The sequence below is a fragment of the Enterococcus sp. AZ103 genome (assembly GCF_051714685.1).
In the GTDB taxonomy this organism is placed as follows: Bacteria; Bacillota; Bacilli; order Lactobacillales; family Enterococcaceae; genus Enterococcus_A; species Enterococcus_A alishanensis.
In genome coordinates this window covers 538166-563121 of record NZ_JBIOSI010000002.1, presented here as the reverse complement: position 1 = coordinate 563121, position 24956 = coordinate 538166, and the positions used below count along the sequence as shown (strand labels likewise).

Sequence of the window (24956 nt, the reverse complement as noted above, 5' to 3'; positions counted from 1 at the left end):
ACACCTATCCGCGTGAATTACTCTATTGATTTTCTTTCAATAGTTGGCAATTAGCTCAAGTATGAAATGAATTTTTTATCTAATTTTTTTTTGTCTTGAAATAAATATACCTATTCCAATGACTAGAATTACTCCACCAAGTAATGTGAATAATATAGTCTTTGATTCACCAGTTTGAGGAAGAAATTTCATTATTGGTTTTGAATTAATAGGTATATTACTATCTGTGGGAATTACAGAAGAGACCTGATTATTCGTATAAACGTAGGTAACCGTTTGTGGATCAGTTGTAAATGTTCCTGAAGCAGCTCCTTTAACTTCTTTAAACGTATAACCATCAATAGTTAGTTTCTCTGATGTATAAGGATCCCCAACATTACCGGATTTAACCACATTAGGTGCAATAGTATTACCTTTAGTATCTTGATATTGAATAGTTACCTCAGCTTTTTTATCAGGATCCTTTGTATAAACGTAGGTAACCGTTTGTGGATTAGTTGTAAATGTTCCTGAAGCTTGTCCTTTAACTTCTTTATACGTATAACCATCGATAGTTAGTTTCTCTGATGTATAAGGATCCCCAACATTACCGGATTTAACATCGTTAGGTGCAATAGTATTGCCTTCAGTGTCTTGGTATTGAATAGTTACTCCACCACCTTTATCAGGATCCTTTGTATAAACGTAGGTAACCGTTTGTGGATCTGTTGTAAATGTTCCTGAAGCATTACCTTTAACTTCTTTAAACGTATAACCATCAATAGTTAGTTCTTCTGATGTATAAGTATCACCAATATTTCCGGATTTAACATCGTTAGGTACCAGGGTATTACCTTCTGTATCTTGATATTGAATAGTTACCTCAGCTTTTTTAACAGGATCCTTTGTATAAACGTAGGTAACCGTTTGTGGATCTGTTGTAAATGTTCCTGAAGCATTACCTTTAACTTCTTTAAATGTATAACCATCAATAGTTAGTTCCTCTGATGTATAAGGATCCCCAACATTACCAGATTTAACCTCGTTAGGTGCAAGGGTATTACCTTCTGTATCTTGATATTGAATAGTTACATTCTCTCCTATTTCTATAGGTTTTTTCAAATATATATCTGTGTTTAATTGTGTACTAAAACGATAATTACCTAATAAGCTTCTAGTAGGTATTAACATATGATATAACGATAAACTAGTACTTAAAGGTTCATCTAAATCAATATCTGATAAATCGATATCACCTTTCTTTAATTTGAAAACCAAATTATCATTTTCTAGATATATAGCATAAACTAACTTTATATTTTCTTGAGAAACATATACATAATCCAAAAAATTTAACGGGTTTTCTGCCTCTTCTGTTGTATCAAAATCATTGTCCCATACCGCTTCTAATGGATCTATGGACAAGATTGCACCACTATATGATTCCGAAAATGGTGTTCCTTTTTGATAAAAATTAGAAATAGGTAGGACTATATTTCTGTAGTCATCAATAGTTGTTTCTAAACGTAAATTAGTTGTTCGATTTATTGACTGACTGTCAGCTAAAGAAAAAGATGAATAAGTATTATCACCATTTAAATAATCCCAAAATAGAGAAAAATTTGTGAATTCCGAGTTATAATTTTCATTAAAAATCGTATGATTTCTTTTTGAATTATTTTTGATATCTAAAAAGTAGGATTGATCTATACTCATAAATGTATTAGTTGTATGATACAAGCTAATATCTACATTTAACATTCCTGAAATAAATTCTAAACCTTTCAAATTCTCTACATAGTAACGTCCGCTATCACTGGCTGCGTTAAGATCATCTGTTAACATAAGGTCCACATAGGATTCTTGATTATTTTCTAATATTTCTTTTGTTAAATGATCAACATCAACATTATACTTCTCAGCCACCGCTTTTTGTAAATTTTTATCGGGCATCCAGGTATCAATTGCTTCACTATAACTTGTAGTTGTTTCAGCAGCAGCAGAAATCGGCAAAATTAATTGACCTAACAATATTATGATTATACATAATAAACTATATGATTTTTTCATTTTGTTCTCCTATAAATTATTTATTTAAAATATTTTGGATATCGCGTGATTGTGAGATTATATCGGTTAATTTACAGTCATTTTTTCTTTATTTTAAATTTACTATATATTATAAAAACACCGATGATTAGAATTTCCCCGCTAAGTATTGCGAATAGTATAGTTTGTGGATCAATGGTAAATGATCCTGAAAACAGTATGACTGTTTAAACAAAATTAATACTTAGTTTTTCTGATGTATAGCACCCCCAACATTACCGGACTTAATCACATTAGATGAAATAGTGTCACCTTCGATATTCTGATATTGAATGGTGTAATTAATAGTAAACATAATTCAGAACTCACTATTAAAAATATTAATAAAATACCAGCCAATATTTTATATTTTAACCAAAACCAACAATTATTTCAACTTTTATTCCAATAAATGAAATAAATTCATTTTATTTAATAATAAAATGAATTTAATATTTTTTTAACTGTTAATTGACTTTTACAAAAAATAGATATTTTATAAGAACTAACTTCATTTAGAGTACATTAAGAATTATTTATAAATAAAGAATCTATTTTTGTTATGTTGGTTGAATTATTTATTAACCCAATCAATTATGTTAGTTGAATAAATTGTTTTTTGATTGACATAATAAAATCATAAAAAGTTAGCCGGATGCAGGCGTAATTTAATTGGTAATTTTAAATAACTTTATATATCTATAAATTGAAACATACAATAATTAGAGCTGACTGCTACTTAATAAGTTCATATGGTATAATTAATTTCCAAAATATTTCAAAATTTTATTACACAAGGAGGAGTTATATGAAAAAAGTATTTTTAGGTATAGGTTTATTGGCATCTATGGGGTTAGGTGGATTGTTTGATACAAGCGCAAATGCTGATGTATCGGAAGTTTATAATACGTCAATTCCCAGCGTAAATTTTTTATGGAGAGAATATAATCCAAATACGGGTGAGCACTTTTTAACTGAAAGTTTTGAAGAAACCGAATGGTTAGAAGAACAAGGATGGATAACAGAGGGACTTGCATGGATGACACCCACTAGCGGAGAAGAAGTATACCGTCTTTATAATCCTAATGCAGGAGATCATTTTTACACTAAAAGTATCGTCGAATATAACTGGTTAAAGCAACAAGGATGGCTACAAGAAGGAAGATCTTTCTTTAGTTCTGAGGGTAAAGACACAGCCGTATATCGTAGCTATAATAAAAATGCTGTAGCAGCTGGATCCCATATGTTCACCATTAATAAAGACGAACACGATGGTTTATTGCGTTCTGGATGGCTTAATGAAGATGTACAATTTTATGCAGTTTCAATGTATACTCATTTGGAAACTCTAACTTTAGTAGCTGAGAGTATCACTGAAACAGAAATCGGAAGTGCAGATTTCGCAAAATTACAACAAGTTATAGCACAATCACATACAGTGTTAAACAAGGCAAATATTTCTGATAACGAATTAAGAAATCAGTATCAAACACTATACGATACTATTAATACCTTGAATTATCTATAAACATATTTTAAATATGAGTCAATATTATTAAGAATGAAAGTGCTCCCTTATAACTCTAGGGAACACTTTCATATTCTAATTTTTATCATAATCATGAACTCTAGTATCAAGGGTCTGTTTCCAAAATTCTTTTCTAAGGTAAATCACACTATCAAAGTCTACTCGTGTATCAAAGATTTCTAAAATTGAATATTGAATATTGAATATAATTTTGACTTTATTATTCCCTTTTTCTTTTACAACAATTATCAAATCAACATCTCCTCCGGCATGATCCCCTTTTGCGTATTGCATCCATCTTTGCCACAATCCGTTGCTATTTCCAGAAGATGAACCAACATAATGCTTCCTTGTTGCTAAATCAGTTTGTAAACAGATAACTTTCACATTTGATAGTGGAGCAAGCTGTTTAAGCTGTGAAAAGTTACCTAAACCATTAGCATAATCTGGAAAATCACTCATATTGCTTTCTACTGGAAGTTCATAAACACTTAATAAAGTTACAACGCTTTCGTATTTAAAGAAAACTATTCCTAATGTCAGAATCAACTTTAAAAATCAATCTTCCAATAAATTGTTTACCCATACTTAGTTTCTCAAAGTCATTTTCTGTTGATTTTGCATGCTTATAGTACGTATTTCTCTTTTTATAAACGCCGGTGAAAAGATAGTAATTATTCCCATATCCAGGTTCTGTATAATGATTTAAGAATACTAAGTTTTCACATGAAACATCCGAGGTATCATAGCCTCTTTTGTTTTTACGCGAATAATATAAATAGTAACTTCTATCACACAGATTCGTTCTAAGTAGTAAAGCCTTCTATAAAATAAAAAAATCCCAAAAGCCGATGATTCAGCTTCTAGGATTCTATTTTTAAAATTGACAGATTGATAAGAACATCAAGACTGCCCCCAACATCACAAACAAATGCCAGATGACGTGGGTGAATTTTTTATCTTTCATGGTGTAAAATAATGAACCAACCGAATATGCGACACCGCCGAAGAATAGTAAAATCAACGCTTTTAATCCGATGGAATGATACAGTGTCGGCAAGGCAAAGACAATCGCCCAGCCCATCACATTATATAAAATCGTCGAGACCTTTGAAACTTTGTTCTGCCGTTTTAAAGTGACACTTTTATAAATAATACCGCTAATCGCTGCCACCCAAATCACTGTCAAAATAATGATGCCTTTTGATCCGGGAATTCGTAATAAGCAATATGGTGTGTACGTGCCAGCAATCAATAGATAGATCGAACAATGGTCAAAGACTTGAAAAACTTTTTTTGCCTTAGTAAAAATCAACGAATGAAATAATGTCGAGGCTAAAAATAGTAAAAACAACGAAAGACCATAAATAATAAAGGAAACATAACTCAACGTGGTATTGGCTTTTTGTAGCAAGACCACCAGCCCAACAATACTCAAAATCGCCGCCAAACCATGGGTCACTGCATTCAATACTTCGTTAGTTATCAAATATTTCTTACTAAATTCAACCATAATTTCACCTCATTCATTTCTACAGACAATATATCATGATTTTAAAAATAATTCAATCTAGTTTCCAAAACTATTTGAGATTTTATCCTAACATAATTCCTGTATCTACTATTTTATAGCCAAAAATAACCTGATCATCTGCATATAAATAGGCTTCTTTCTTCCGATTCAAAACCCGCACAAAAGCACTCAAAGTCAAAGGCTTAACCCGCGGATTGGCTTTTAAAACGATCCGATCAGCTAAAACAATCATTTCTAAACGATTAATCGGATTTTTCGCAGGCAAATAAACAAAGGAAATCACTGGTACTTGATTGGGCTCACTACTAGCCACTTGTAAACTTACTAATAAATCTTTGGCTTTCATCTAGTTTCCTCATTTCTCTAACAGCTATTAAATGGCAGTTTACCACAAACTTTTTAAGCAAAAATAAAAATCTCCAAAAGTTAGGAAAACTATCTAACCTGTGAAGATTCTTTTAAATTAATTTAATCCTTTTATTTCTTCGACAAGCATTTTATTTTTTCAGTTGTAAATTACGCATTTGCCGCCATGCCTGCTAAATAATCCGCCCGATCATTGTATTTGTCGCCAGAATGTCCTCTAACTTTGACAAATGAGACACTGATATTGCGGCTTACTTGATCAAATTCCTTTTTATAAAACTGAGATATCGGTTTATTGGTTTTCCAATCGCCGACTGCCCACGATTCGATGCCTTGATAATCATAGTGAATGATGATTTTGTCTAACTGATGATCCACCGCCCATTTGACCGCTTCCAGTGAGGCGATCACTTCACCAGCAATCTGAAAACTATCGAGAAAAGTTGCATCATTTCCGGGAATCGATAGTTCATCCACCACTTCACCATTATTCAAAATAACGACACCCGATCCGTATTGTTGTTTGCCTTTATTGAAGGAGCCATCCACAAAAGCCGAATACCCACTGAAATCATCCGTTACTTTAGGAGCTTCTAAATAGTTTTGCGCCTCTGCTTTTGTAGGAAAAGATTTATATTTTGCGCCGGGATAACCTTTGACTAAGCGGCTGGTTTCTTCCCAAGTTGTAAAGATGCCGGTTTTTTTGCCGACCTTAATTGCATAAAATTTTGCCAAATCGCTGTTCACCTCATTAATTATTGTGCTTTATTTTAACATGTTTGCATTCAAAAACAAAAAATCCCCAAAAGTTAGAAAGAACCAACTTTTGAGAAAGTCATTAGTATAATTCTGGTCGGCGATCGTTGAAAACAGGAATATCTTTGCGGGCTTCTTTTAATCGTGAAAAATCAATTTCTGTCTGAAAAACTGTTTCATTTTCGCCCAATTCCATCACGATTTCCCCAAAAGGATCGGCCAACATGGAATGACCATTAAATTGATTATTGGGATCACTCCCCACTCGATTAACCCCTAAAACATAGCATTGATTTTCAATTGCTCGCGCCTGTAATAGTTTTCGCCAGACTTGAATCCGTTGCTTCGGCCATTGTGCTGGGACGACAAACAGTTCAGTTCCTGTGGTCCCTTGTTTACGAAACCATTCTGGAAAACGCAAGTCATAACAAATCACCGTAGAAACTTGATGCCCTGCCCAATCAAAGAAAACTGCTTGATCGCCGGCAGCCAAATATTGATCTTCTGCCATCAAGCCAAACAAATGGACTTTGTCATAGTCACCCACGATTTCCCCTTTTGGATTAAAAGTGTAAGCCGTATTAAAAAATTCTGCACCCACTTTACGAGCAATTGAACCTGCCACGATATAAATCTGATGGGTTTGGGCTAATTCAGCAAAAAATATTTGGGTCTCCATTCCCTCTTCATCAGCAATCTCTGACAAACGAGTCAAATCATAAGCAGTATTCCACATTTCTGGTAAGACGACTAATTGATTAGGCTGAAAAGTTTGCTGGGAAAAAATTTCCTTAATATGGGCAAAGTTTTTTTCTGGTTCACCAAAGGCTAAGTCGATTTGCATGACTGTGATCTTCATTTTATTTGCTCCGATCTAATTGATTTGCGATGAGATTCCCCACCGTTTGTACCAATTGTACCAAAATAATCAAGATCACGATGGTGGCATACATCACACTCGGTTCATTTCTCAAATAACCATATTGATAAGCAATACTCCCAAGTCCACCTGCCCCAACTAAACCAGCCATCGCTGTCGCACCGATTAAACCAATCAAAGCAATCGTCAAACCACGAATAATTCCGCCTCGCGATTCTCTTAACAATACTGTTTTAACAATATTAAAATTGCTAATCCCCATCGATTGATAGGCTTCAATCACGCCAGGATCAACTTCTAACAACGAGGTTTCCACTAGACGAGCCAAATACGGCGTCGTATATAAAATCAGTGGAGGCAGCACGCCAGGAACCCCAATGGTTGTCCCCACTAAGAAACGTGTCACTGGTAAAATTAAAAATAGTAAAATAATAAATGGTAATGAGCGAAAAATATTGATCAACGTGTTGGCAATTGAATAAATCACTGTATTAGGAGTTAACCCTTCTGCTCGCGTCATCACCAGCAAAACCCCTAATGGAATCCCAAAAATAATCGCAAACGCCAAGGCGATTCCCACCATGATTAAGGTTTGACCAATCCCTTCATAAATCACACTACCCCATTCTGAAATCAATTGACTCATCTACTTAACCTCCTCAATAAAAACGCCTTGCGATGCAATATATGCTTTAGCTGCTTGAAACTCAGCCTCACTGCCACCCTCTAGCTGCACTAACAGATGTCCATGAGGTTTTTCCTTCAAATAACTGATATTGCCGCTTAAAATATTCGCCGCAATCGGATAATCCTTGGATACTTGTGACAAGATTGGTGTCGTCGCCTTTTCACCAATAAATTGCAGATTCAGCAAACGACCCGTTGCTTTCGCTTCTGCCAAGACATCTTCAGGTACGTTGTAACTTTCATTGGCACCAATAAATCGTTTGGTGGTCGGACTCTTTGGTCGCGTAAAGACATCGATCACTGGACCTTCTTCAATCACGGCACCCTCTTCCATCACCGCAACGCGATCACAGATTCGCGTCACCACATCAATTTCATGGGTAATTAAGAAAATTGTGATCCCTAATTCTTGATTAATTTTCAGCAATAATTCTAAAATTGATTCAGTCGTCTCCGGATCTAACGCACTTGTCGCTTCATCTGACAACAAAATCTCCGGTTCATGTGCCAATGCCCGTGCAATTGCCACCCGTTGTCTTTGTCCGCCAGAAAGTTGCGCCGGATAATTATCCTTGCGATCATTCAAGCCTACCAAGGTTAAATACTTATCTACCCGTTCTTTAATCACATCGGCGGAAAGACCTTCTAATTTTAAAGGCTTCGCAATATTGTCATAAACTGTCGCAGTCGATAACAAATTATAACCTTGAAAAATCATGCCGATTTTACGACGCGCCAATAGCAATTCTTTTTTTGACAACTGGTTTAGGTTTTTACCATTAACTAAAACATCGCCAGTCGTTGGTGGCTCCAAAAAGTTCACCATCCGAATCAAGGTGGATTTCCCAGCACCTGAATAACCTACCACTCCGAAAATTTCGCCTTTATTAATCGTTAAACTAACTGGCTTAACGGCTTCAATCTGACGCTTTTTTTGTACATAAGTTTTTGATACATTTCTCAACTCAATCATAAAATTTCCTCCACTTTAAAAACTCTAAAAAAAAACGATAAGACGAAGCCGCAGCCTCGCCTCAGATGGTTATTCAAACGCCGGAACGATTGCTCCTTTAAAGGTATCTTCGATGTATTTCACATTTTCAGCCGATTGGTAATATTTTTTGATTGTTTTCACGACTTCATCATCTTTATGACCTTTTTGTACAGCAAAAACGTTGTAATACTCGTTTCCTTCTGTTGGTTCACCGAAAATTGCATCGTCTTCCACACTTAAACCAGCATTTACAGCAAAGTTTCCGTTGACCACTGCAGCACTTAAATCATCTAATTGATTCACGATTTGAGAAGCTTCTAATTCTTGAATGTCCAAGTTTTTTGGATTTTCAGCGATGTCATTTTTAGTCGCTGATTCATTTAAGCCAGATTTTAATTTAATCAAACCAGCTGTCTCCAATAATTTCAATGCCCGATATTCATTACTTGGGTCATTTGGCACGCCAATTTTTGCACCATCAGGAATATCTTCTACGCTATCAACATTATTTGAATAAATCCCCATTAAAGCATAGATGGTTTTGAAAGCCGGTACGATGTCATAGCCACGATCTTCCACTTGCTGATCTAAAAACTGAATCGTTTGATAACTGTTACTATTCAAGTCACCATCATTTAAAGCTGTATTCGGCGTATTATAATCATCAAAAGTGGTTAATTTAATCGTTAAACCATCTTCTTTTGCTAACTTGGCTACATTTTCCATAATTTGTTCGTGAGGTCCCGCTGTCACCCCAACTGAAATTTCTTTTGTGCTTAACGCTTCATCTGAACCTGATTTCGATGCGCCGCACCCTGATAATAAAACCGCTGCTGCTAATGCTATCCCACCAAAAATTGTCGCTTTCTTAAATACTCCTGCTTTCATGAAAATGTCCCCCTAATTTTTTATTACTAAAAGAAAAAACTCGCCCTCTCTACCCAAATTTATTGAGCAAAAAGGACGAGCAAGTCGCGTTACCACCTTTAATTCGTAGCCGCCTCACAGCAAAAGCTACCTTGACTAGTACCATTGATACTAGAGCATTGTTAACGGAAGCTACTCCGTCACTGCCTACTTATCGACAATGCCGTTCAGAGACCATTTTTCAACCTCAGCTTCTTATCTCCTTTCACCAAGCGGAGACTCTCTACAAAGAAACATGAAACTTACTTTTCTCTTCCACACGTTTTCTTTCAGTTGTCTTGTTGAAGTTATAATACTCATTAACATCTCATTTGTCAACACAAATATTTATTGAAATCACATTTGACTTTAATAATTCAGAAGATTACAATAAACAAAATTTAAGAACTGGAGATGAATACTTGAATATTGCCAACGAAGTCCGTCCTGGCGCCAATCGTTACGTCAGTGGACAAAATATTTTAGAAGAATTACCAGAATACTTGGCTTCTTTTGAAAAAATTGCTGTAATTACTGGAAAAAAATCTTACGAAGTTTTCACTAACTACTATAAAGAAGAACTACCCTACCCGATTTATCGCTATGACGAAACAGCCAGTCGCGAAGATGCGCAGCGTTTAGCAGATGAAATCGGTCAAGTAGACGTGATTTTAGCTATCGGTGGCGGTCGTCTATTAGACGCTGCCAAAATGACAGCCGAAGTTTTAGATGTAGAATACATTTTGATTCCAACATTGATTTCAAACTGTGCGCCATTTACACCAATCGTAGCAGTTTACCATCCCGATCGAACTTTCCGTTCAATTGGCTATATCACTCGCGCGCCATTTCTTTCATTAGTAGACTGGGACTTTTTATTAGAAGTGACCCCGGTAGACTACTTTATCGCTGGAATCGGTGATACTTTAGCAAAATGGTACGAAATTGACGGCATTACTCGTCGCTTAAGTGAGGATAAAAAATCAGCTTATGTACGCCTTGGAATTGCTGCTGCTAAAGCAATCTTAGACATTTTACTACAAGATTCCGTCGCAGCGATTGACGATTTAAAAAATAAACGCCTATCTCCAGCCTTTGGACGCATCACAGACTGCATCATCGCACTTGCTGGTGAAACTGGTGGCTTTGCTGCAACTTATGGACGTAGCGCAGGTGCTCACGCTGTTCATGACGGCCTTTCTTATATTGAAGCAACTCATAATCAATTACATGGTAAAAAGGTCGCATACGGCATTCTAGTCCAATTGGCACACACTCAAGAGCATGACGAAATCCAAAAACTGATTCCCTTCTACCAAGCTACCGGTTTACCATTAAAATTAGCTGCATTAAATGTAGCCGATACTAGCCAAGAAAGTCTTATAAAAGTGGTCAACCACGCGGCTTCTGCCAATGAAACCTTCAACATGGTTGATCCTGATGTAACGGCTGAAGATGTCTTCGCAGCCATTCAAGTTATCGAAAGTCTTTAAAAAGTTTACTTCAAAACCAATTGAGTATACCTCAATTGGTTTTTTTGTGGTTTACTTTTATTTCCAAAGTAAACTCAATCATACTATTTTAAGGTAAACTTTTATATTTACAGTTTACTTTTTATTCTCCTTACGATCACTGCAGTAATTAAAAAATTGTTTACCTAATATTTTTGAGGTTTACTTTATTAAATTAAATAAGGTATACTCTTTTAATTTAGAGTATACCTTATTTTTTATATTTCGTTTACCTTAAATATTTGAAGTGTACTTTAAATATCATAATTAAGTTTACTTCTTTTATTTGAAGTTTACCCTTTATACTGAATTAAAGTTTACCTACATATATTAGGTTTACTTTATTTCAATTGAAGTATACTCTTGATGTTTTATGATTAACTTTTATAATTTAAAGTGTACTTTAAATGACTATTGTAGTTTACTTCATTTCTTTAATAGTTTACCTCTTTTATATAGAAGTTTACTTTATGAAGATATAAAGTTATCCTAAAAGAATTTCAGTAAACTTTTCTATTTGATTGGGTAAACTTTTTAATAATTAAGTTAACCTCAAATAAAGCTTTTATATCAGTGTTTTAATTTAAAGTTTACCTTTTAGATATATTTAAAATTTACCTTTTATTTAAATTATAGAGTTTACTCTAAATATATAAAGTGTACTTAAAATGATTTATATAGGTTCACTTTTACATTCTAATAGAGTTTACTTATTTTATTTGAAGTATACTTTTTTATTGTCATAAAAGTTTACTACAATTATTTAAAAGTTTACTCTTTTTAATTAAAGTTTACCTATGTATCAAAGAGTATACCTTAAATCTTTTCAGTATACTTTTTTAACTTTATTAAGGTTACTTTTAATATCTATTACAGTTTACCACAAAAAAAGAGTTGAAGTAAACTTTTACAAACGAACTATTATATGGTAAACTTTATTTGAATATAAAATAGATTGGAGTTTACCTTATGGCAAATAAGAAAGCTGAAACATATGTCGTTGGTAATTTTAAAGGTGGGGTAGGTAAATCTACCACTGTACAAATGCTCTCATTCGAGAGCGCCTATCAGACTGAACGAAAAACCTTAGTTATCGATTTGGATCCTCAGGGCAATACCAGTGACGTTTTAAAGTTAACTGCTGAGAATTTTGGTACCCACGATTTACCTGATGAATTCGACAATACGATTTGGGAAGCAGTTAGGGGAGGGGACATTAATGATTCCATTTACAGTATCATCCCCAAATTGGATCTGATTCCTGCAAATATCTCTTTTTCTGATTTTCCAGATTACATGATCGAAAAGTATCCCTCTGATAAATTGGCTCAATTTCAGTATATGGAAAAGCTATTTGCGCCATTAAAAGATATTTATGATGTCATTTACATTGATGTACCACCGACAATTAGTACTTATTCAAATGCTGCTATGTATGTGGCTGAATACGTTATTGTCATCTTGCAAACCCAAGTAAAATCTCTAAAAGGGGCACAAAACTATATTGATTACATGAACTTTTTCATTGAACAATACGATACTAGCCTAGAAGTGGTGGGTATTGTGCCTTTCATGATGCAAAAAAGAGACTCAGTTGACCAAGAAATCTATCATGCAGCTAGAGATTTATACGGTAATCACTTATTGGACACCGTTGTCTTAAATCAAAGCCGTTTGAAACGATACGATGGCTCTGGTATTACTTATGAAATCAACAAAAACGGCAAAGTAGAGCAATGGGACCGTCGAGCTCATGAAGTTTTCTTGTCAATTTTAGATGAAATCGATCAACATCGTCGCTTACTAAGCGGTGAAGAGTAGGGGAGGGGAGAGCTAAATGGCAAAAAAAATGAAGCTAGACTCCCTTTTAACTGCCAACAAGAAGAATAAAGGGATCGAAAAAATGTCCCAGTATTCCAATGAGGAAAAGAAAGCACCTGCACCAAAGCCAACTTCAAAGGAATTATTGTCAGCAAAGAATATAGAAAATACCAGTAGCTTACGGGAAACGCACTTGCTGAATCAGCAAAAAGCACTTGCCCAGGAACAAAGAGCCAATCGAGAAAAGGGCACGCCTGCTAAAAGGGGACGCAAGCGTCAATATAATGATCCTCGAAAAAAAGCACTCGAGATGCAAAAAATCTCTGCTCAAACAAAAATCCGACTACAAGGCTTGATTGATTCTAAATTTGACGGCTATACACCAGACAAAGTGATTGAATTTTTATACGATTATTACTTAGAAAAAGAGTTGCTGCAAGACGACCGAATCTTCTTAAAACAAGTCGAAGATGCCGCGATGGAAGAGTATAAAGAGAAGCCTAAATATCAGAAATTATTTGCTGAATTAGAAAATGATGAGAATTAATTACAAAAAAAGTAAACCGCAAAACCTTCTTTTAAGAGGTTTGCGGTTTACTTTTTTTATCTTTGTACTTTATTTTAAGTTTACTTTTATTACTTTTGAAACTTGATTTAAAGTTTACTTTTTTAATAAGGGGATTCTGCCTTGTCCTGTGGATAATTCAATTATAGATAGCGACTCACCAATATTTTTCCACAAAAGACCTTTTTAAAAAACTTTTTTTTCTTTTATTTAAGTTTACTTTATTGAAAGATTTAAAAGATTTTAGGGTTAACTTAAATTATCTTTAAACAATTAATAAAGTTTACTTCATTCATATTTGGAACTTTTATAAAAGTTTACCCTAAAAAAAGATGTTTATAAATTGCTTTACAATAGGCTTTATTTCGATTATTCTAAATGCGTAAAGAAAAAAAGAGTTCAAAGATTTGGCGATCTTCAAACTCTTCGGTGAATGATGTTAATTTGGCGATTAACATATTCAGTAGTCAAAATAGATTGTTTAAATCCTAAAGATTAGTGAAAATTTGGCGTTCTCCTAATCTCTATTTATTGTACCACAAATTTACTCAAATCTCAATCACCTCAGACTATTGAACCACGAAGTTTCACCAACTTTTTCTTAAGTTTTCCTAGAGAAAGGTGAGTATTATGAATAGTCTTACATCAACATTTATGACCGCAGATAATCTGCCCAACAGCAATTTTTTACCAATTGATTTTAATTTTTTAAATAATCCACAATATGCCGATCTATCGATTGAGGCAATCTTTTTGCATGCTCTTTATACCCAGCGTATGACTTGCAGTATCCACAATAGTTTGCAAGATGGCAGTTGGCTGGATGAAGAAAAAATTCCCTTTATTTACTATAGTAATGCAGAAGTAGCCGAGGTTTTAAGAATTTCTGAGCGAAAAGTGACGACTTTACGAAACCAATTGGCTGAACTTGGCTTAATTAAAGTGGTTCGTCATGGTTTAAAAAATTATCGGATTTATGTGGCGAATCCAAAAGCTCCTGCAGAAGGGACCGTCATGAAATTTACTTTCAAAAATTATCGCGCCCCGCAAACTGTGGATAAATCACGAGATGCAAAATCTGCTAGCACCAGTTCGCAAAATTTGCCGATAAGTACAAGTAAACAGCTAGTAAAAACAACAAATAAAACAAGTGAAACAGGCGTAGCGCCTAAAAAATTACAGCAACCTGTGGATAAAGAAGCCGCTTTGCTGGCTGGTTTACAGGCTCGTTATGCTCATTTAATCCCTGAGACAGTCTTTATGCGCTTTTTGCCTTTTTGTGATAATCGCTATCTTAAAGCCAAAAAATTCGTTGATTTAATCTTTAAAGCTAAATATGTAGCTAATCAACAATTTATTAAAGCTGGATTACCGCCAGAAGCAGAGGCTTTAACTTTTGAAAACAATCCTTATTTTAAAAACGGCTTAGCTGATGCTATAGCAAAAGCCTGTGAACAAATCTATCGTTATGGCAATGTTTCTCAACCAGAAGCGTTCTTCTTTAGCTTTTTGAAGGGTTTCTTTGTGGAAAAAACCCGTCAGTTTCTAGTGGACAGTTATGAGGTGAATGACCACCTGGCTGCTACTTTGGAACGGGTAGAAAATTTTCAGAAAAGGAAAGTTTTAGTAAAATCCGCTTGATTTTCTGAAAAAAACCCGTAATTTAGCTACTAATCATGGCAAGCTTTGATATAATGTAGCAGAGTCTATGTTGAAAGGTATTTATTTATGGATAATTTTAAGTTACGTTACTTTGCCTATAGTGGGCTATTTGGGCTGGCTTGTGGGGCAGTGATTGGACTATTTTTAAGTATTGTCACCTTGTGTCACAATTTTATTTGGGATTATATTCCCGGTCTAATCAATGATCCGGCGTTGTATCCTTTACTAATCTGTTTGATTGGTGGGGGACTGGTGGGAATGTTTGCCCAACGTTTTAAAGCCTACCCTCGTTCGATCAATGAAACATTGTCGGAGTTTTATAGTCGGGATCGAGTGGATTATAAACAAGGTCAGATTTGGAAGAATGCCGCTGCTGGCTTTTTGATTTTATTATTTGGAGCAAGTGTCGGACCAGAAGCTGCTTTGATTGCGATTATGGCTGGCTTATTGACTTTTGCGGCTGACCGGATTGGTTTTGTTTCAGAATACCGGGAAGAGTTGCTAGAGTTCGGTGTTGGAACGACTTTGGGAATCATTTTCATGGCACCTTTGTTTGGGATTGGCCGGACATTGGAGGCTGATGATTGGCGAAATTTAACTGAAAGTCGCTTGAAGCGGTATGTGATTTATATTTTCACGACCTTTGCCGGGTTTTTAGGTTATCTTCTGATGAATCAATTGCTGCCAGGACAAGAACAAGTTTTTGCGATCCGCAGCATGGATAATGGGATTACATGGCAAGGATTATTACTGATTGCGCCGATGATCGTTTTAGGCGCTTTATTCGGACAATTTTTTATATTTGCACAAGAAAAAGCGGAAAAATTTAATCGCCGGATCAAGAATCCGTTGCCGTTAGCTATTTTAGCTGGATTTATTTTCGGCTTAGTGGGAGTCTTTGCACCGAATTTATTATTTTCTGGTGAGCATACTTTATTATCTTTTACTCGTCAGGCTGAAAATTTAAGCTTTGTGATGCTTTTGGTAATGGCATTAGGGAAAGTTGCTTTGACTATGATGTCTTTGGCATTTAATTGGCGGGGGGGAACTATTTTCCCAATGATTTTTGCCAGTGTAGCTTTTGGATTAGCACTTACCAATCTTTTGCCCTACTCTGAAGGTCTGTTAGTGGCGATTTTTACTGCTGCAAGTTGTGCAATAATCTTGCGTCAACCCTTTGCGGTTGCGTGTTTGTTCCTCCTATTGTTTCCCGTGGAACTTTTTTTATGGATCTGGTTAGCTGGTTATGCAGCCACCGTTTTCATGCGTCATTTACCCTTTGGAAAAAAAGCACCGGTTAGCCGTCGAATTGCGGATAGTCAAACAAATGGCAATCGCAGACGTAGCCGCAGATAATTTTTTGAAACGATTTTCGCTTTTAGCGGGAGTCGTTTTTTTTGTAGATTAAAAAATTTACTTAAAAACTGTGGTGATTTTCTCAGAAAAATTTGATACGCTTATTTGTGGAAGCGTTTTTGTTTTCAAAAATAAAAGCAAAGAAGGTATGAAAATGAACGAGGAAAAGATTCGCGCGTATTTAGCTCAAGAAAAAATTGATGGCTTCTTTTTGGCCAAACGGGTGAACATTCGCTTTGCCAGCGGTTGGACTGGTGATGATTCCTACATGTTGATTACACAAGATGGATTGTATTTTTTAACTGATCCCCGTTACACAGAACAAGCAGCAAAAGAAGTGCCTAACTATGAAATTATCAACTGGCGCTTGCCTGGACGTACGGTAGGAGATACGGTAGCTGATTTGGCAGAAAAACACAATATTAAATCAATTGCCTTTGAAGCCGATCATTTAACTTATGATATGTATGCTGATTTTTCTAGTAAAGTTAAAAGTGAACTGGTGCAAGCAGGCGGCGTGATTGATCGGATGCGGGTGGTTAAATCACCAGAAGAAATCCAATATATGCGCAATGCTTGTGAAATCTCATGTCGGGCATTTTATCGTATTTTAGAAGATATCCAAGTTGGGGTAACGGAAAAAGAATTGGCAGCTAAACTTTCTATGTACATGGTGCAAGAAGGGGCCGACACACAACCTTACGGTAACATTTTAATTTCTGGTGCAAATACGTCATTGCTTCATGGCATTCCTTCTGAAAAAGCGATTGAATACGGCGATTTTGTTTTGATGGATTATGGTTGTCAGTTTAATGGCTACATGTCAGATATGACGCGGACAGTCGTTGTCGGCAAAGCTACAGAAAAACAGCGAGATGTCTATGAATATGAAAAACGCAGCTTAGAAGCGTCGTTAGAGGTCTTAAAAGCGGGTGTACCGGTGCGGGATGTTTATCGTGCGTCGTTAGAACCTTTGAAAGACACTGACTACATTCCATATACTTATGGCAACATCGGTCACTCGATTGGTTTGTTTGTTCATGAATTGCCTTATTTGGCAGAACAATATGATGATGTCTTAGATGAAAATTCTGTAATGACAGTTGAACCAGGAATTTATATTCCTGATTGGGGCGGCGTCCGGATTGAAGACCAAGTGCTAATCACTAAAGATGGCTACGAAAATATGATTAGCGTACCGCATGATTTGATTGAATTATAGGAACTAAATAAGCTATACTACAAGGGGCTAACTCAACACGAGGGAGCCCCTATCTTTATGCCAGTTCTACTTGGCGTATTTCGCCTTAGTAGAATGGTATGCGTACTGAAAATCTAGTAAAATTCTGGTAAAAACGAACCAGATTAAAAATACATAGAAACAATAAAGGAGGTTTGGTCATGGAAATGAGCGAGCAGGAGCGTTTTGATTTTGTTTATGATATTGGAGAAACGCTTTTGGAGAATGGTGCTGAGATTAAACGGATTGAAACCACCATTCGTCATGTGGCGGAGGCTTTAGAGCTGAAGGAATTTGATAGTTTTGTTTTGATAAACGGTATTTTCATGACGGCCCGTTTAAAAGATCAAACGGTGCAGGCTAAGGTGCGGGATGTGCCGATATCGCCGATTAATTTAGGGCGGATTGAACAGATTAATACTTTGTCGCGACGGATTAAAGAAAATAAATTGACACCTTTTGAGGCGCGGGCGCGTTTAGAGGAAATCAAAGCGGAAAATTTTGCCTCGACACCTTTAAAGATAGCTGCTTATGGCATGGGGAGTGCCAGCTTTTGTTATATCTTTGGTGGGACAGTTTTGGGTTCATTGGGCGCCTTTTTCCTAGGATTGGTCTTGGCTTGTTTCATGCTGTATTTGGTGCCGAAATTTCAGATGTCTAGCATTATCTCAAATATTACTGGCGGTTTTTTAGTGACGGTTTTGGCAGGAATTTTGGTGGCTGTTTTTCCTACCTTACGTTTAACGCCTTTAGTTTCTGGTGGGATCATTTCTTTGTTGCCTGGGGTAGCGGTCGTCAACGGAATTCGCTATTTATTTGATGGTGATTACAGTTCTGGCTGGGGTCAAATGATTAATGCAGTGATCACCGCTTTGTGTGTGTCGATGGGCGTTGGTCTGGTTTTATCAGTGCTTAATATTTTTTAAAAATTTTACGGAGGAGGTGCCAGCATGAATCCTTTTTTTCAAATTTTAACTGGTTTTTTAGGGACTGTTTCTTTTGCTATTTTGTTTGAAGTGCCGAAAAAATATTATATTTGGTGCGGGACGATTGGGGCGATTGGCTGGGGGATTTATTTGGCCTTTATGCATTTTGTTAATGCGCCGATTGCTGCGACTTTTGTGGCTTCTTTGGCTTTAATCTACTTGTCGCGAGAAGCGTCTTTTGCTTTGCGGGCACCAGTGACTATCTTTTTAATCTGCGGAATTTTCTGTTTAGTGCCGGGATTGGGGATTTATAATTTTACTTACAATTTCTTTATTGGTGATTCGATCGAGGCTGCACAAATTGGTGTTCAAGTCTTGAAAATCGCTATCGCCATTTCGTTAGGAATCTCTGTTGGCTATGAACTATCGCCAAATTGTTTTTACTCTTATCATCGAAGAAAAAAATTAGCAGAATAAATTTTTGTAGTAGATGTTCTATAACAGTTCTTTTTTTAGAATAAAAATAATGAGAAAATGCAACCTTCAGGAAAAAAAAGTTCTGAAGGTTTTTTGTTATATATAAAGTTCAAAAAATGACAAAAAACCCTAAACAAGCTTACTGCGCTTGATAATGTAGGCGCTTTCATATGATTTAAAACTGCCATGACAGTGTTTTTAATAAAGTAAAAGACGAATGTTTCTCTGAATTTTTGGTGAAAAAATCAAAGAAAACGTTTAAAAATGTGAAAATATATAGTAAAATCGTCATAGCGATGAAGATAGAAAAACATTTTTTCCGAAAATAACTTGCATTTTTCTGTGCTTTATGGTTATTTTTATGTCGGGTTAGGTGAATTATTACACAAGCATATTATTTGACTCGGGAAATTGCAAACTGTTATACATCAAGTTTTTTTGGTAATCGTCGCTATAAAAAATGTCATGTAAAACAATCTGCGTATTGTTTTTATGAGCCATGTGAAGATGGCAAAATATAGCTAAGGGAGTGTTGATTTTGTTAAAAGAAAGTCGCGTTCAAAGAATCGTTGAGAAGATGAAAGAGGAAGACTACGGTCAGTTACTTGTTTCTGATCCAGTAGCAATCTTTTATTTGACTGGACGTTGGATCCATCCTGGTGAACGGTTATTAGTATTGGTGATTACACCAGAAGGTAAAAATACTTTAATCGTTAACAAACTATTCCCGATCGAAGAAGATTTAGGTGTGGACAAAGTCTTTATCGATGATACGGATGATGGTGTGGCTAAAGTTTTAGAATATGTTGACTCAAGCAAAAAATTTGGGATCGACAAAAACTGGCCAGCTCATTTCTTATTACGCTTAATGGAATTAGTGCCAGATGCAAAATTAGGCAACGGCTCAACGATCACTGACAGTGTGCGTGCAATCAAAGATGATGAAGAACAAGAATTGATGAGAGAAGCTTCTCGTTCTAATGACATGGCGATTGATCGCTTGAAGAAACTTCTTTCTAATGGCTGGACTGAACGTAAAATGACTGAAGAATTAGCGAAAATTTATGCTGAATTAGGCAATTCTGGTTATTCATTTGATCCAATCGTTGCTTATGGCGCAAACGGCGCTGACCCGCATCACGAAACAGATGATTCATTACCTAAACCAGGCGATAGCATCGTTGTTGATATCGGTGGCGTGAAAAACAACTACTGCTCAGATATGACAAGAACTTATTTCTACAAAGAAGTTCCTGAAAAGAGCCGAGAAGTTTTCGAAATCGTTAAAGAAGCTTGTCAAAGAGGGATCGATGCAGTGAAACCTGGCGTAACATTGGCATCAATTGATGCAGCTGCTCGTGACTACATTACTGAAAAAGGCTATGGCGAATACTTCACTCACCGTCTAGGTCACTTCATCGGTATTGAAGATCATGAAACTGGAGATGTTTCAGGTTCTAACCAAAACTTGACTGAAGTCGGCAACGTCTTTTCAATCGAACCAGGCATTTACATTCCTGGCGAAGTTGGTGTGCGGATTGAAGATTTAGTAATCGTAACAGAAGATGGCTGCGAAAACTTAAACAGCTATCCAAAAGATCTAGAAATCGTTGGCTAGGAGGAATAAGATGAAAATCACCGAAGGCTATATGCCCTTTAAAGATTACAAAACTTATTATCGGGTAGTCGGTGAGCAAGGTCAGGGGAAAACACCTCTGATCTTACTTCACGGCGGCCCAGGCTCTACCCATAATTATTTCGAAGTGCTAGATGAGATGGCAGTCGATGGCCGTCAGTTGATTATGTATGATCAGCTTGGCTGCGGCAAATCAGCAGTTCCATCAAATCCAAGTCTTTGGACAAAAGAAACCTGGACAGAAGAATTGATTGCTTTGAGAGAACATCTAGGATTAGACGAAGTCCATATTCTAGGTCAATCTTGGGGCGGCATGTTAGCAATTATTTATGTTTGTGATTACCAACCCAAAGGAATCAAGAGTTTGATTCTATCAAGTACCTTGCCTTCAGCAAAACTATGGGCACAAGAACAACACCGCATGATTAAATTCATGTCAGAAGAAGATCAAGCAGCAATTGCTAAGGCAGAAGCTACTGGGAACTACGATGACCCAGCTTATTTGGCTGCCAATGATCGTTTTATGGTGCGTCATGCTGCGGCAGTACCAAAAGTAGATTCACCTGAACCACTGCGTCGGGAAAAAGTACCCGGAACAGAAAGCTACATCACAGGTTGGGGACCAAACGAATATTCACCAACTGGTACTTTGCATGACTATGAATATACAGATAAATTACCAAACTTAATGATTCCTAGTCTAGTAACTAGCGGCACTAATGATTTGTCCACACCACTAGTTGCAAAAACCATGTTTGATGCCATCCCAAATGCAAAATGGGAACTATTCGCCTACAGCCGTCACATGCCATTTGTTGAAGAAAAACCTAAATATATGGCAATTTTGGAACAATGGATGCGTGATAACGACTAAAAAAATATTTATTTAAGAAAGAAGGATGAAAATGGAAGCGACTCCTGTGAAAAAGAAAAAACCTTTTGGCTTTTATGTCTGTTCATTGAGTTTCTCTTTTGAGCGTTGTGCTTTTTATACTGTAAAGTATATGTTGGCAATTTGGATTGCAACAACTGTTGGTAAAGGCGGGTTAGGATTTGATGATGTGAAGGCAGCTTCAATGTCTGGGGCATTCTTAGCTGCGACTTATATCACACCAATCGTTGGGGGCTATTTAGCCGATTACTGGTTGAGCCCACGACTTTGTGTACCAGCAGGTGCGGTTTTAATGGGGATTGGTTATTTGCTTACTTGGCAAGCCAATTCATTAGGTATGGTTTGGGCAATGATTATTTTAGTTGCCATCGGGACTGGTTTATTCAAAGGGAACTTATCAGGGATTAACGGGTTGCTGTTCAGTGATGAAAAAGAACTGAATGAGGCCTTCTCAGTACAGTATTCATTTGTAAATATCGGTTCATTTACTGGGACAACATTCTTAGTATTATTAATTCCAGTAATTGGTTACAACGGCGTATTCTTAATTTGTGGATTGCTATTATTCTTAGATGCTATTTGGTTCTTAGTAAACGGCCGTGCTTTAGGTGACGCTGGTAAAAAACCATTCAAAATCGACCAACGTCAATTCGTTGACGAACAAAAGAAAGCAGCTGAAGAAAATCAACCTTTATCTGCTACTGATAAAAAACGTGTATTTGCGATTGTATTAGTAACAATCTTCTCAATTGTTTTCTGGACTGTTTGGTATTTGGCTTATATGCCTGCTTACTACTACTTCGGTTGGGGTGACGGCGCTGGATTCTTAGGCCGTGCCAACTGGTTTATCGGTAACTTCCATGTACCAACTTCTTACTTCGATTCAATGAACGCCTTGACTTGTATTATCTTAGGTCCACTTTTAGGTCGTTTATGGACGAAGATGGCGAACCGTCCGAAAGGCGATATGAGCATGTTCAAGAAAACTGCCTTAGGAATTATCCTAGTTGGTCTTTCTTACGTGGTTATGGTCTTCTCAGACATGATTGGTAACGGTGCAACTTCATTAGTATGGATTGCAGTTATTTCAATCTTGATGTCAGTTGGGGAAATGATCTTCTCGCCATTAGGGAACTCATTTATCGTGAACTTGGCACCATCAAAACTAATGGGCTTCTTGTTAGGTTTATGGCCAATCGCGGTATTCGCTTCAACTTTAATTTATCCAAGAATTTATTCATTGCTACAAACAACTGATCCAAGTCAATTCCAAATGGGTTACGGAATCTTAGCAGCTATCGTAATCGTGATTGGTTTGGTTCTATGGTTTGGTTCTAAAACATTGGATCAATTAGAAAAAGATTAATCAGACTTTAGACTTTGGAGAATTTTCTTCGAAGTCTATTTTTTTATCTGTTTGACCGCTATTTTTAAAAAAGATAAAATGAATAAAAGCGTTTCAAAAAATGGAGAAAAGCCAATAAACAAAGAAGGTGAAACCATGTACCAACGAGATATCGAGACCATTATGAGTTACAAAAAGCAATTTGATTATGATTATTGGACGACGGAGGATTTACGTTTGTTTAAGGGCAGTCCGTATAATGCAGTGACGGCACCGACTTATTTGGTGGAGCTGGGGGTGCCAATTGATGATCCGGTGATTCAGGCAAATGTCGATTTGCTGTTTTCAGTGTTAAGAGAAGATGGGCGTTTTAAAGTTTATCCAAAAGGTGGTATGGTCCCTTGTCAGACAGCGATTACTTTGACGAGCTTGTGTCGTTTAGGACAAGCGCAAGATCCGCGGCTGGAAAACTCTTACCGCTATTTTTTAGAGACGCAAGAAGCTGATGGTGGTTGGAAATGTAAAAAATATAGTTTTGGGCGAGGACCTGAGACAGAATTTTCGACGCCCATGACAACGTTGTATGTGTTGCATGCTTTTATTTATCAACCGAATTTTAAAGAATTGCGGCAATTAGATGGGGCGGTAGAATTTTTATTAAAACATTGGGAGATGAAGGTGCCAATTGGTCCTTGTCATTATGGAATTGGCAGGTTGTTTATGCAAGTGGAGTATCCGTTAGGGGATTACAATATTTTTCATTATGTCTATGTCTTGTCCCATTATCCTAAAGCGCAAAAAGACCCGCGTTTTTTGGAAGCTTTTGAATGGCTGAAAAGTCGAACGGTTGCGGATCAAATCGTGGTGGAACGCCATTCTCCTCGTTTGAATAAATTGGCTTTTTGTAAAAAAGGGGAAGTCAGTCAGTTAGCAACAAAGTATTATCAAATGATTTTGGAAAATTTGACTATCAATAAAGGAACTGATTAAATGCAAGAAATCACTTATTGTCAAAGTTGTGGAATGCCCTTGGAAAATCAGGAAATGTTGGGGACAGATGCTGGCGGTAGTAAAAATCAAGAGTATTGTTTTTATTGTTATCAAGATGGAAATTTCACAAGTGAAATGACGATGGAGGAAATGATTGCGCTTAGTGTGCAGCATTTGAAGGAAGATGGGGTACTGAAGGCACAAAATAAAACAGAAACAGAAGCCCGAGAATTTATGTTGGGATTCTTCCCGCAGTTGAAACGGTGGCGGTAAAAGCTTGTTATAATAATGAACAGTTCTAGGTAAAGTCATCCTAAAACTGTTTTTATTTAGAAAAGGATCGAATGTTCATTCGTTTTTCATTTAAAAAATAAAAAAATATATTTACATATCGAGAAAATTAGATATAATAAAGTTATGGAAAATATAGAAATCTTTAAAGCACTAGCTAATGAACATCGATTACAAATATTATATTGGTTAAAAGATCCCACCGCTTATTTCGTTCATGAAACAGATGTCGATATGGTGGAGGTAGGGGTTTGTGTTGGCGAAATCCAAAAAAAATTAGGGCTGACGCAATCAACAACTTCCCATTATCTTTCGATTTTAGAAAAAGCCAATTTGTTGATAGCTACTAGAATTGGGAAATGGACCTATTATCGCAGAAATGAGCAAACGATTCTCAAGTTGCGGGATTATATTGATCAAGAGCTATAAAATCAATTAAGTATTTTATAGCTATTTTTTTATTTTGTCATATCGATAAAATTAGATATATAGATGTAAATATTTTTCTATGAAAATTTGAAGGGTA

General features: G+C 36.2%; 24 protein-coding genes and 1 other annotated feature. Of the genes, 15 read left to right on the top strand and 9 right to left on the bottom strand.

Annotated elements, in window-relative coordinates; all coding sequences use genetic code 11:
* Nucleotides 1–75: 75 nt before the first annotated feature.
* Complete coding sequence (locus ID741_RS17395; protein WP_438720980.1) at nt 76–2049, bottom strand: MucBP domain-containing protein; 1974 nt, start codon at nt 2047–2049, stop codon at nt 76–78.
* Between the two features lie 826 nt (nt 2050–2875).
* Between ID741_RS17395 and ID741_RS17390 the strand changes: the two genes are divergently transcribed.
* Nucleotides 2876–3595, top strand: coding sequence for a hypothetical protein (locus ID741_RS17390; protein WP_438720979.1), 720 nt, complete (start codon nt 2876–2878; stop codon nt 3593–3595).
* Between the two features lie 75 nt (nt 3596–3670).
* Here ID741_RS17390 and ID741_RS17385 read toward each other — a convergent pair whose 3' ends face one another.
* From ID741_RS17385 to ID741_RS17350, 8 genes are all read right to left on the bottom strand, one after another.
* Complete coding sequence (locus ID741_RS17385) at nt 3671–4057, bottom strand: hypothetical protein (protein ID WP_438720978.1); 387 nt, start codon at nt 4055–4057, stop codon at nt 3671–3673.
* Nucleotides 4058–4472: 415 nt separating this feature from the next.
* Nucleotides 4473–5108: a PAQR family membrane homeostasis protein TrhA gene (gene trhA, locus ID741_RS17380; RefSeq protein ID WP_438720977.1), complete on the bottom strand. Its 636-nt coding sequence runs from the start codon at nt 5106–5108 to the stop codon at nt 4473–4475.
* 82 nt (nt 5109–5190) lie between these two features.
* Nucleotides 5191–5475, bottom strand: a complete 285-nt coding sequence (locus ID741_RS17375; RefSeq protein ID WP_218325468.1) for a hypothetical protein — start codon at nt 5473–5475, stop codon at nt 5191–5193.
* 170 nt (nt 5476–5645) lie between these two features.
* On the bottom strand, nt 5646–6230 hold the full coding sequence (locus tag ID741_RS17370) for a ribonuclease H1 domain-containing protein (protein ID WP_438720976.1): 585 nt from the start codon (nt 6228–6230) through the stop codon (nt 5646–5648).
* 103 nt (nt 6231–6333) lie between these two features.
* Nucleotides 6334–7110: a carbon-nitrogen family hydrolase gene (locus ID741_RS17365; protein WP_438720975.1), complete on the bottom strand. Its 777-nt coding sequence runs from the start codon at nt 7108–7110 to the stop codon at nt 6334–6336.
* 1 nt (nt 7111) lies between these two features.
* Entirely contained in the window at nt 7112–7777 is a 666-nt protein-coding gene (locus ID741_RS17360) for a methionine ABC transporter permease (protein WP_218325471.1), read from the bottom strand.
* Complete coding sequence (locus ID741_RS17355) at nt 7778–8791, bottom strand: methionine ABC transporter ATP-binding protein (protein ID WP_438720974.1); 1014 nt, start codon at nt 8789–8791, stop codon at nt 7778–7780. It abuts the gene before it with no gap.
* 69 nt (nt 8792–8860) lie between these two features.
* Nucleotides 8861–9700, bottom strand: coding sequence for a MetQ/NlpA family ABC transporter substrate-binding protein (locus tag ID741_RS17350; RefSeq protein WP_218325473.1), 840 nt, complete (start codon nt 9698–9700; stop codon nt 8861–8863).
* Nucleotides 9701–9768: 68 nt separating this feature from the next.
* Nucleotides 9769–10006, bottom strand: a binding site (T-box leader).
* Nucleotides 10007–10140: 134 nt separating this feature from the next.
* Here ID741_RS17350 and ID741_RS17345 point away from each other — a divergent pair.
* The 14 genes from ID741_RS17345 to ID741_RS17280 all read left to right on the top strand — a co-directional run bounded on the left by ID741_RS17345 (nt 10141) and on the right by ID741_RS17280 (nt 24859).
* Entirely contained in the window at nt 10141–11211 is a 1071-nt protein-coding gene (locus tag ID741_RS17345; RefSeq protein WP_438720973.1) for an iron-containing alcohol dehydrogenase family protein, read from the top strand.
* Between the two features lie 987 nt (nt 11212–12198).
* Nucleotides 12199–13050 (top strand): ParA family protein, encoded by an 852-nt coding sequence (locus tag ID741_RS17340; protein ID WP_438720971.1) that lies wholly within the window; start codon nt 12199–12201, stop codon nt 13048–13050.
* Between the two features lie 16 nt (nt 13051–13066).
* A complete protein-coding gene (locus tag ID741_RS17335; RefSeq protein WP_218325476.1) occupies nt 13067–13597 on the top strand; it encodes a hypothetical protein in 531 nt (176 codons plus the stop codon).
* Between the two features lie 648 nt (nt 13598–14245).
* Complete coding sequence (locus ID741_RS17330) at nt 14246–15256, top strand: replication initiator protein A (protein WP_438720969.1); 1011 nt, start codon at nt 14246–14248, stop codon at nt 15254–15256.
* An 87-nt stretch (nt 15257–15343) separates the two neighbouring features.
* On the top strand, nt 15344–16633 hold the full coding sequence (locus tag ID741_RS17325) for a chloride channel protein (protein ID WP_438720968.1): 1290 nt from the start codon (nt 15344–15346) through the stop codon (nt 16631–16633).
* A 154-nt stretch (nt 16634–16787) separates the two neighbouring features.
* Nucleotides 16788–17855, top strand: a complete 1068-nt coding sequence (locus tag ID741_RS17320) for a M24 family metallopeptidase (RefSeq protein ID WP_218325479.1) — start codon at nt 16788–16790, stop codon at nt 17853–17855.
* Between the two features lie 179 nt (nt 17856–18034).
* The gene (locus tag ID741_RS17315) at nt 18035–18799 is read left to right on the top strand and encodes a threonine/serine exporter family protein (protein ID WP_438720967.1); all 765 of its coding nucleotides are present in this window, start codon (nt 18035–18037) and stop codon (nt 18797–18799) included.
* A gap of 24 nt (nt 18800–18823) precedes the next feature.
* Nucleotides 18824–19276 (top strand): threonine/serine exporter family protein, encoded by a 453-nt coding sequence (locus ID741_RS17310; RefSeq protein WP_218325480.1) that lies wholly within the window; start codon nt 18824–18826, stop codon nt 19274–19276.
* Between the two features lie 538 nt (nt 19277–19814).
* Nucleotides 19815–20894, top strand: a complete 1080-nt coding sequence (locus tag ID741_RS17305; RefSeq protein WP_246601433.1) for a M24 family metallopeptidase — start codon at nt 19815–19817, stop codon at nt 20892–20894.
* 10 nt (nt 20895–20904) lie between these two features.
* On the top strand, nt 20905–21786 hold the full coding sequence (gene pepI / locus ID741_RS17300; protein WP_438720966.1) for a proline iminopeptidase: 882 nt from the start codon (nt 20905–20907) through the stop codon (nt 21784–21786).
* A gap of 31 nt (nt 21787–21817) precedes the next feature.
* Nucleotides 21818–23170, top strand: coding sequence for a peptide MFS transporter (locus tag ID741_RS17295; protein WP_218325482.1), 1353 nt, complete (start codon nt 21818–21820; stop codon nt 23168–23170).
* Nucleotides 23171–23305: 135 nt separating this feature from the next.
* Nucleotides 23306–24139, top strand: coding sequence for a prenyltransferase (locus ID741_RS17290; protein ID WP_438720965.1), 834 nt, complete (start codon nt 23306–23308; stop codon nt 24137–24139).
* Nucleotides 24140–24412: a zinc ribbon domain-containing protein gene (locus tag ID741_RS17285; RefSeq protein ID WP_438720964.1), complete on the top strand. Its 273-nt coding sequence runs from the start codon at nt 24140–24142 to the stop codon at nt 24410–24412.
* 144 nt (nt 24413–24556) lie between these two features.
* A complete protein-coding gene (locus tag ID741_RS17280; RefSeq protein ID WP_438720962.1) occupies nt 24557–24859 on the top strand; it encodes an ArsR/SmtB family transcription factor in 303 nt (100 codons plus the stop codon).
* Nucleotides 24860–24956: the final 97 nt, after the last annotated feature.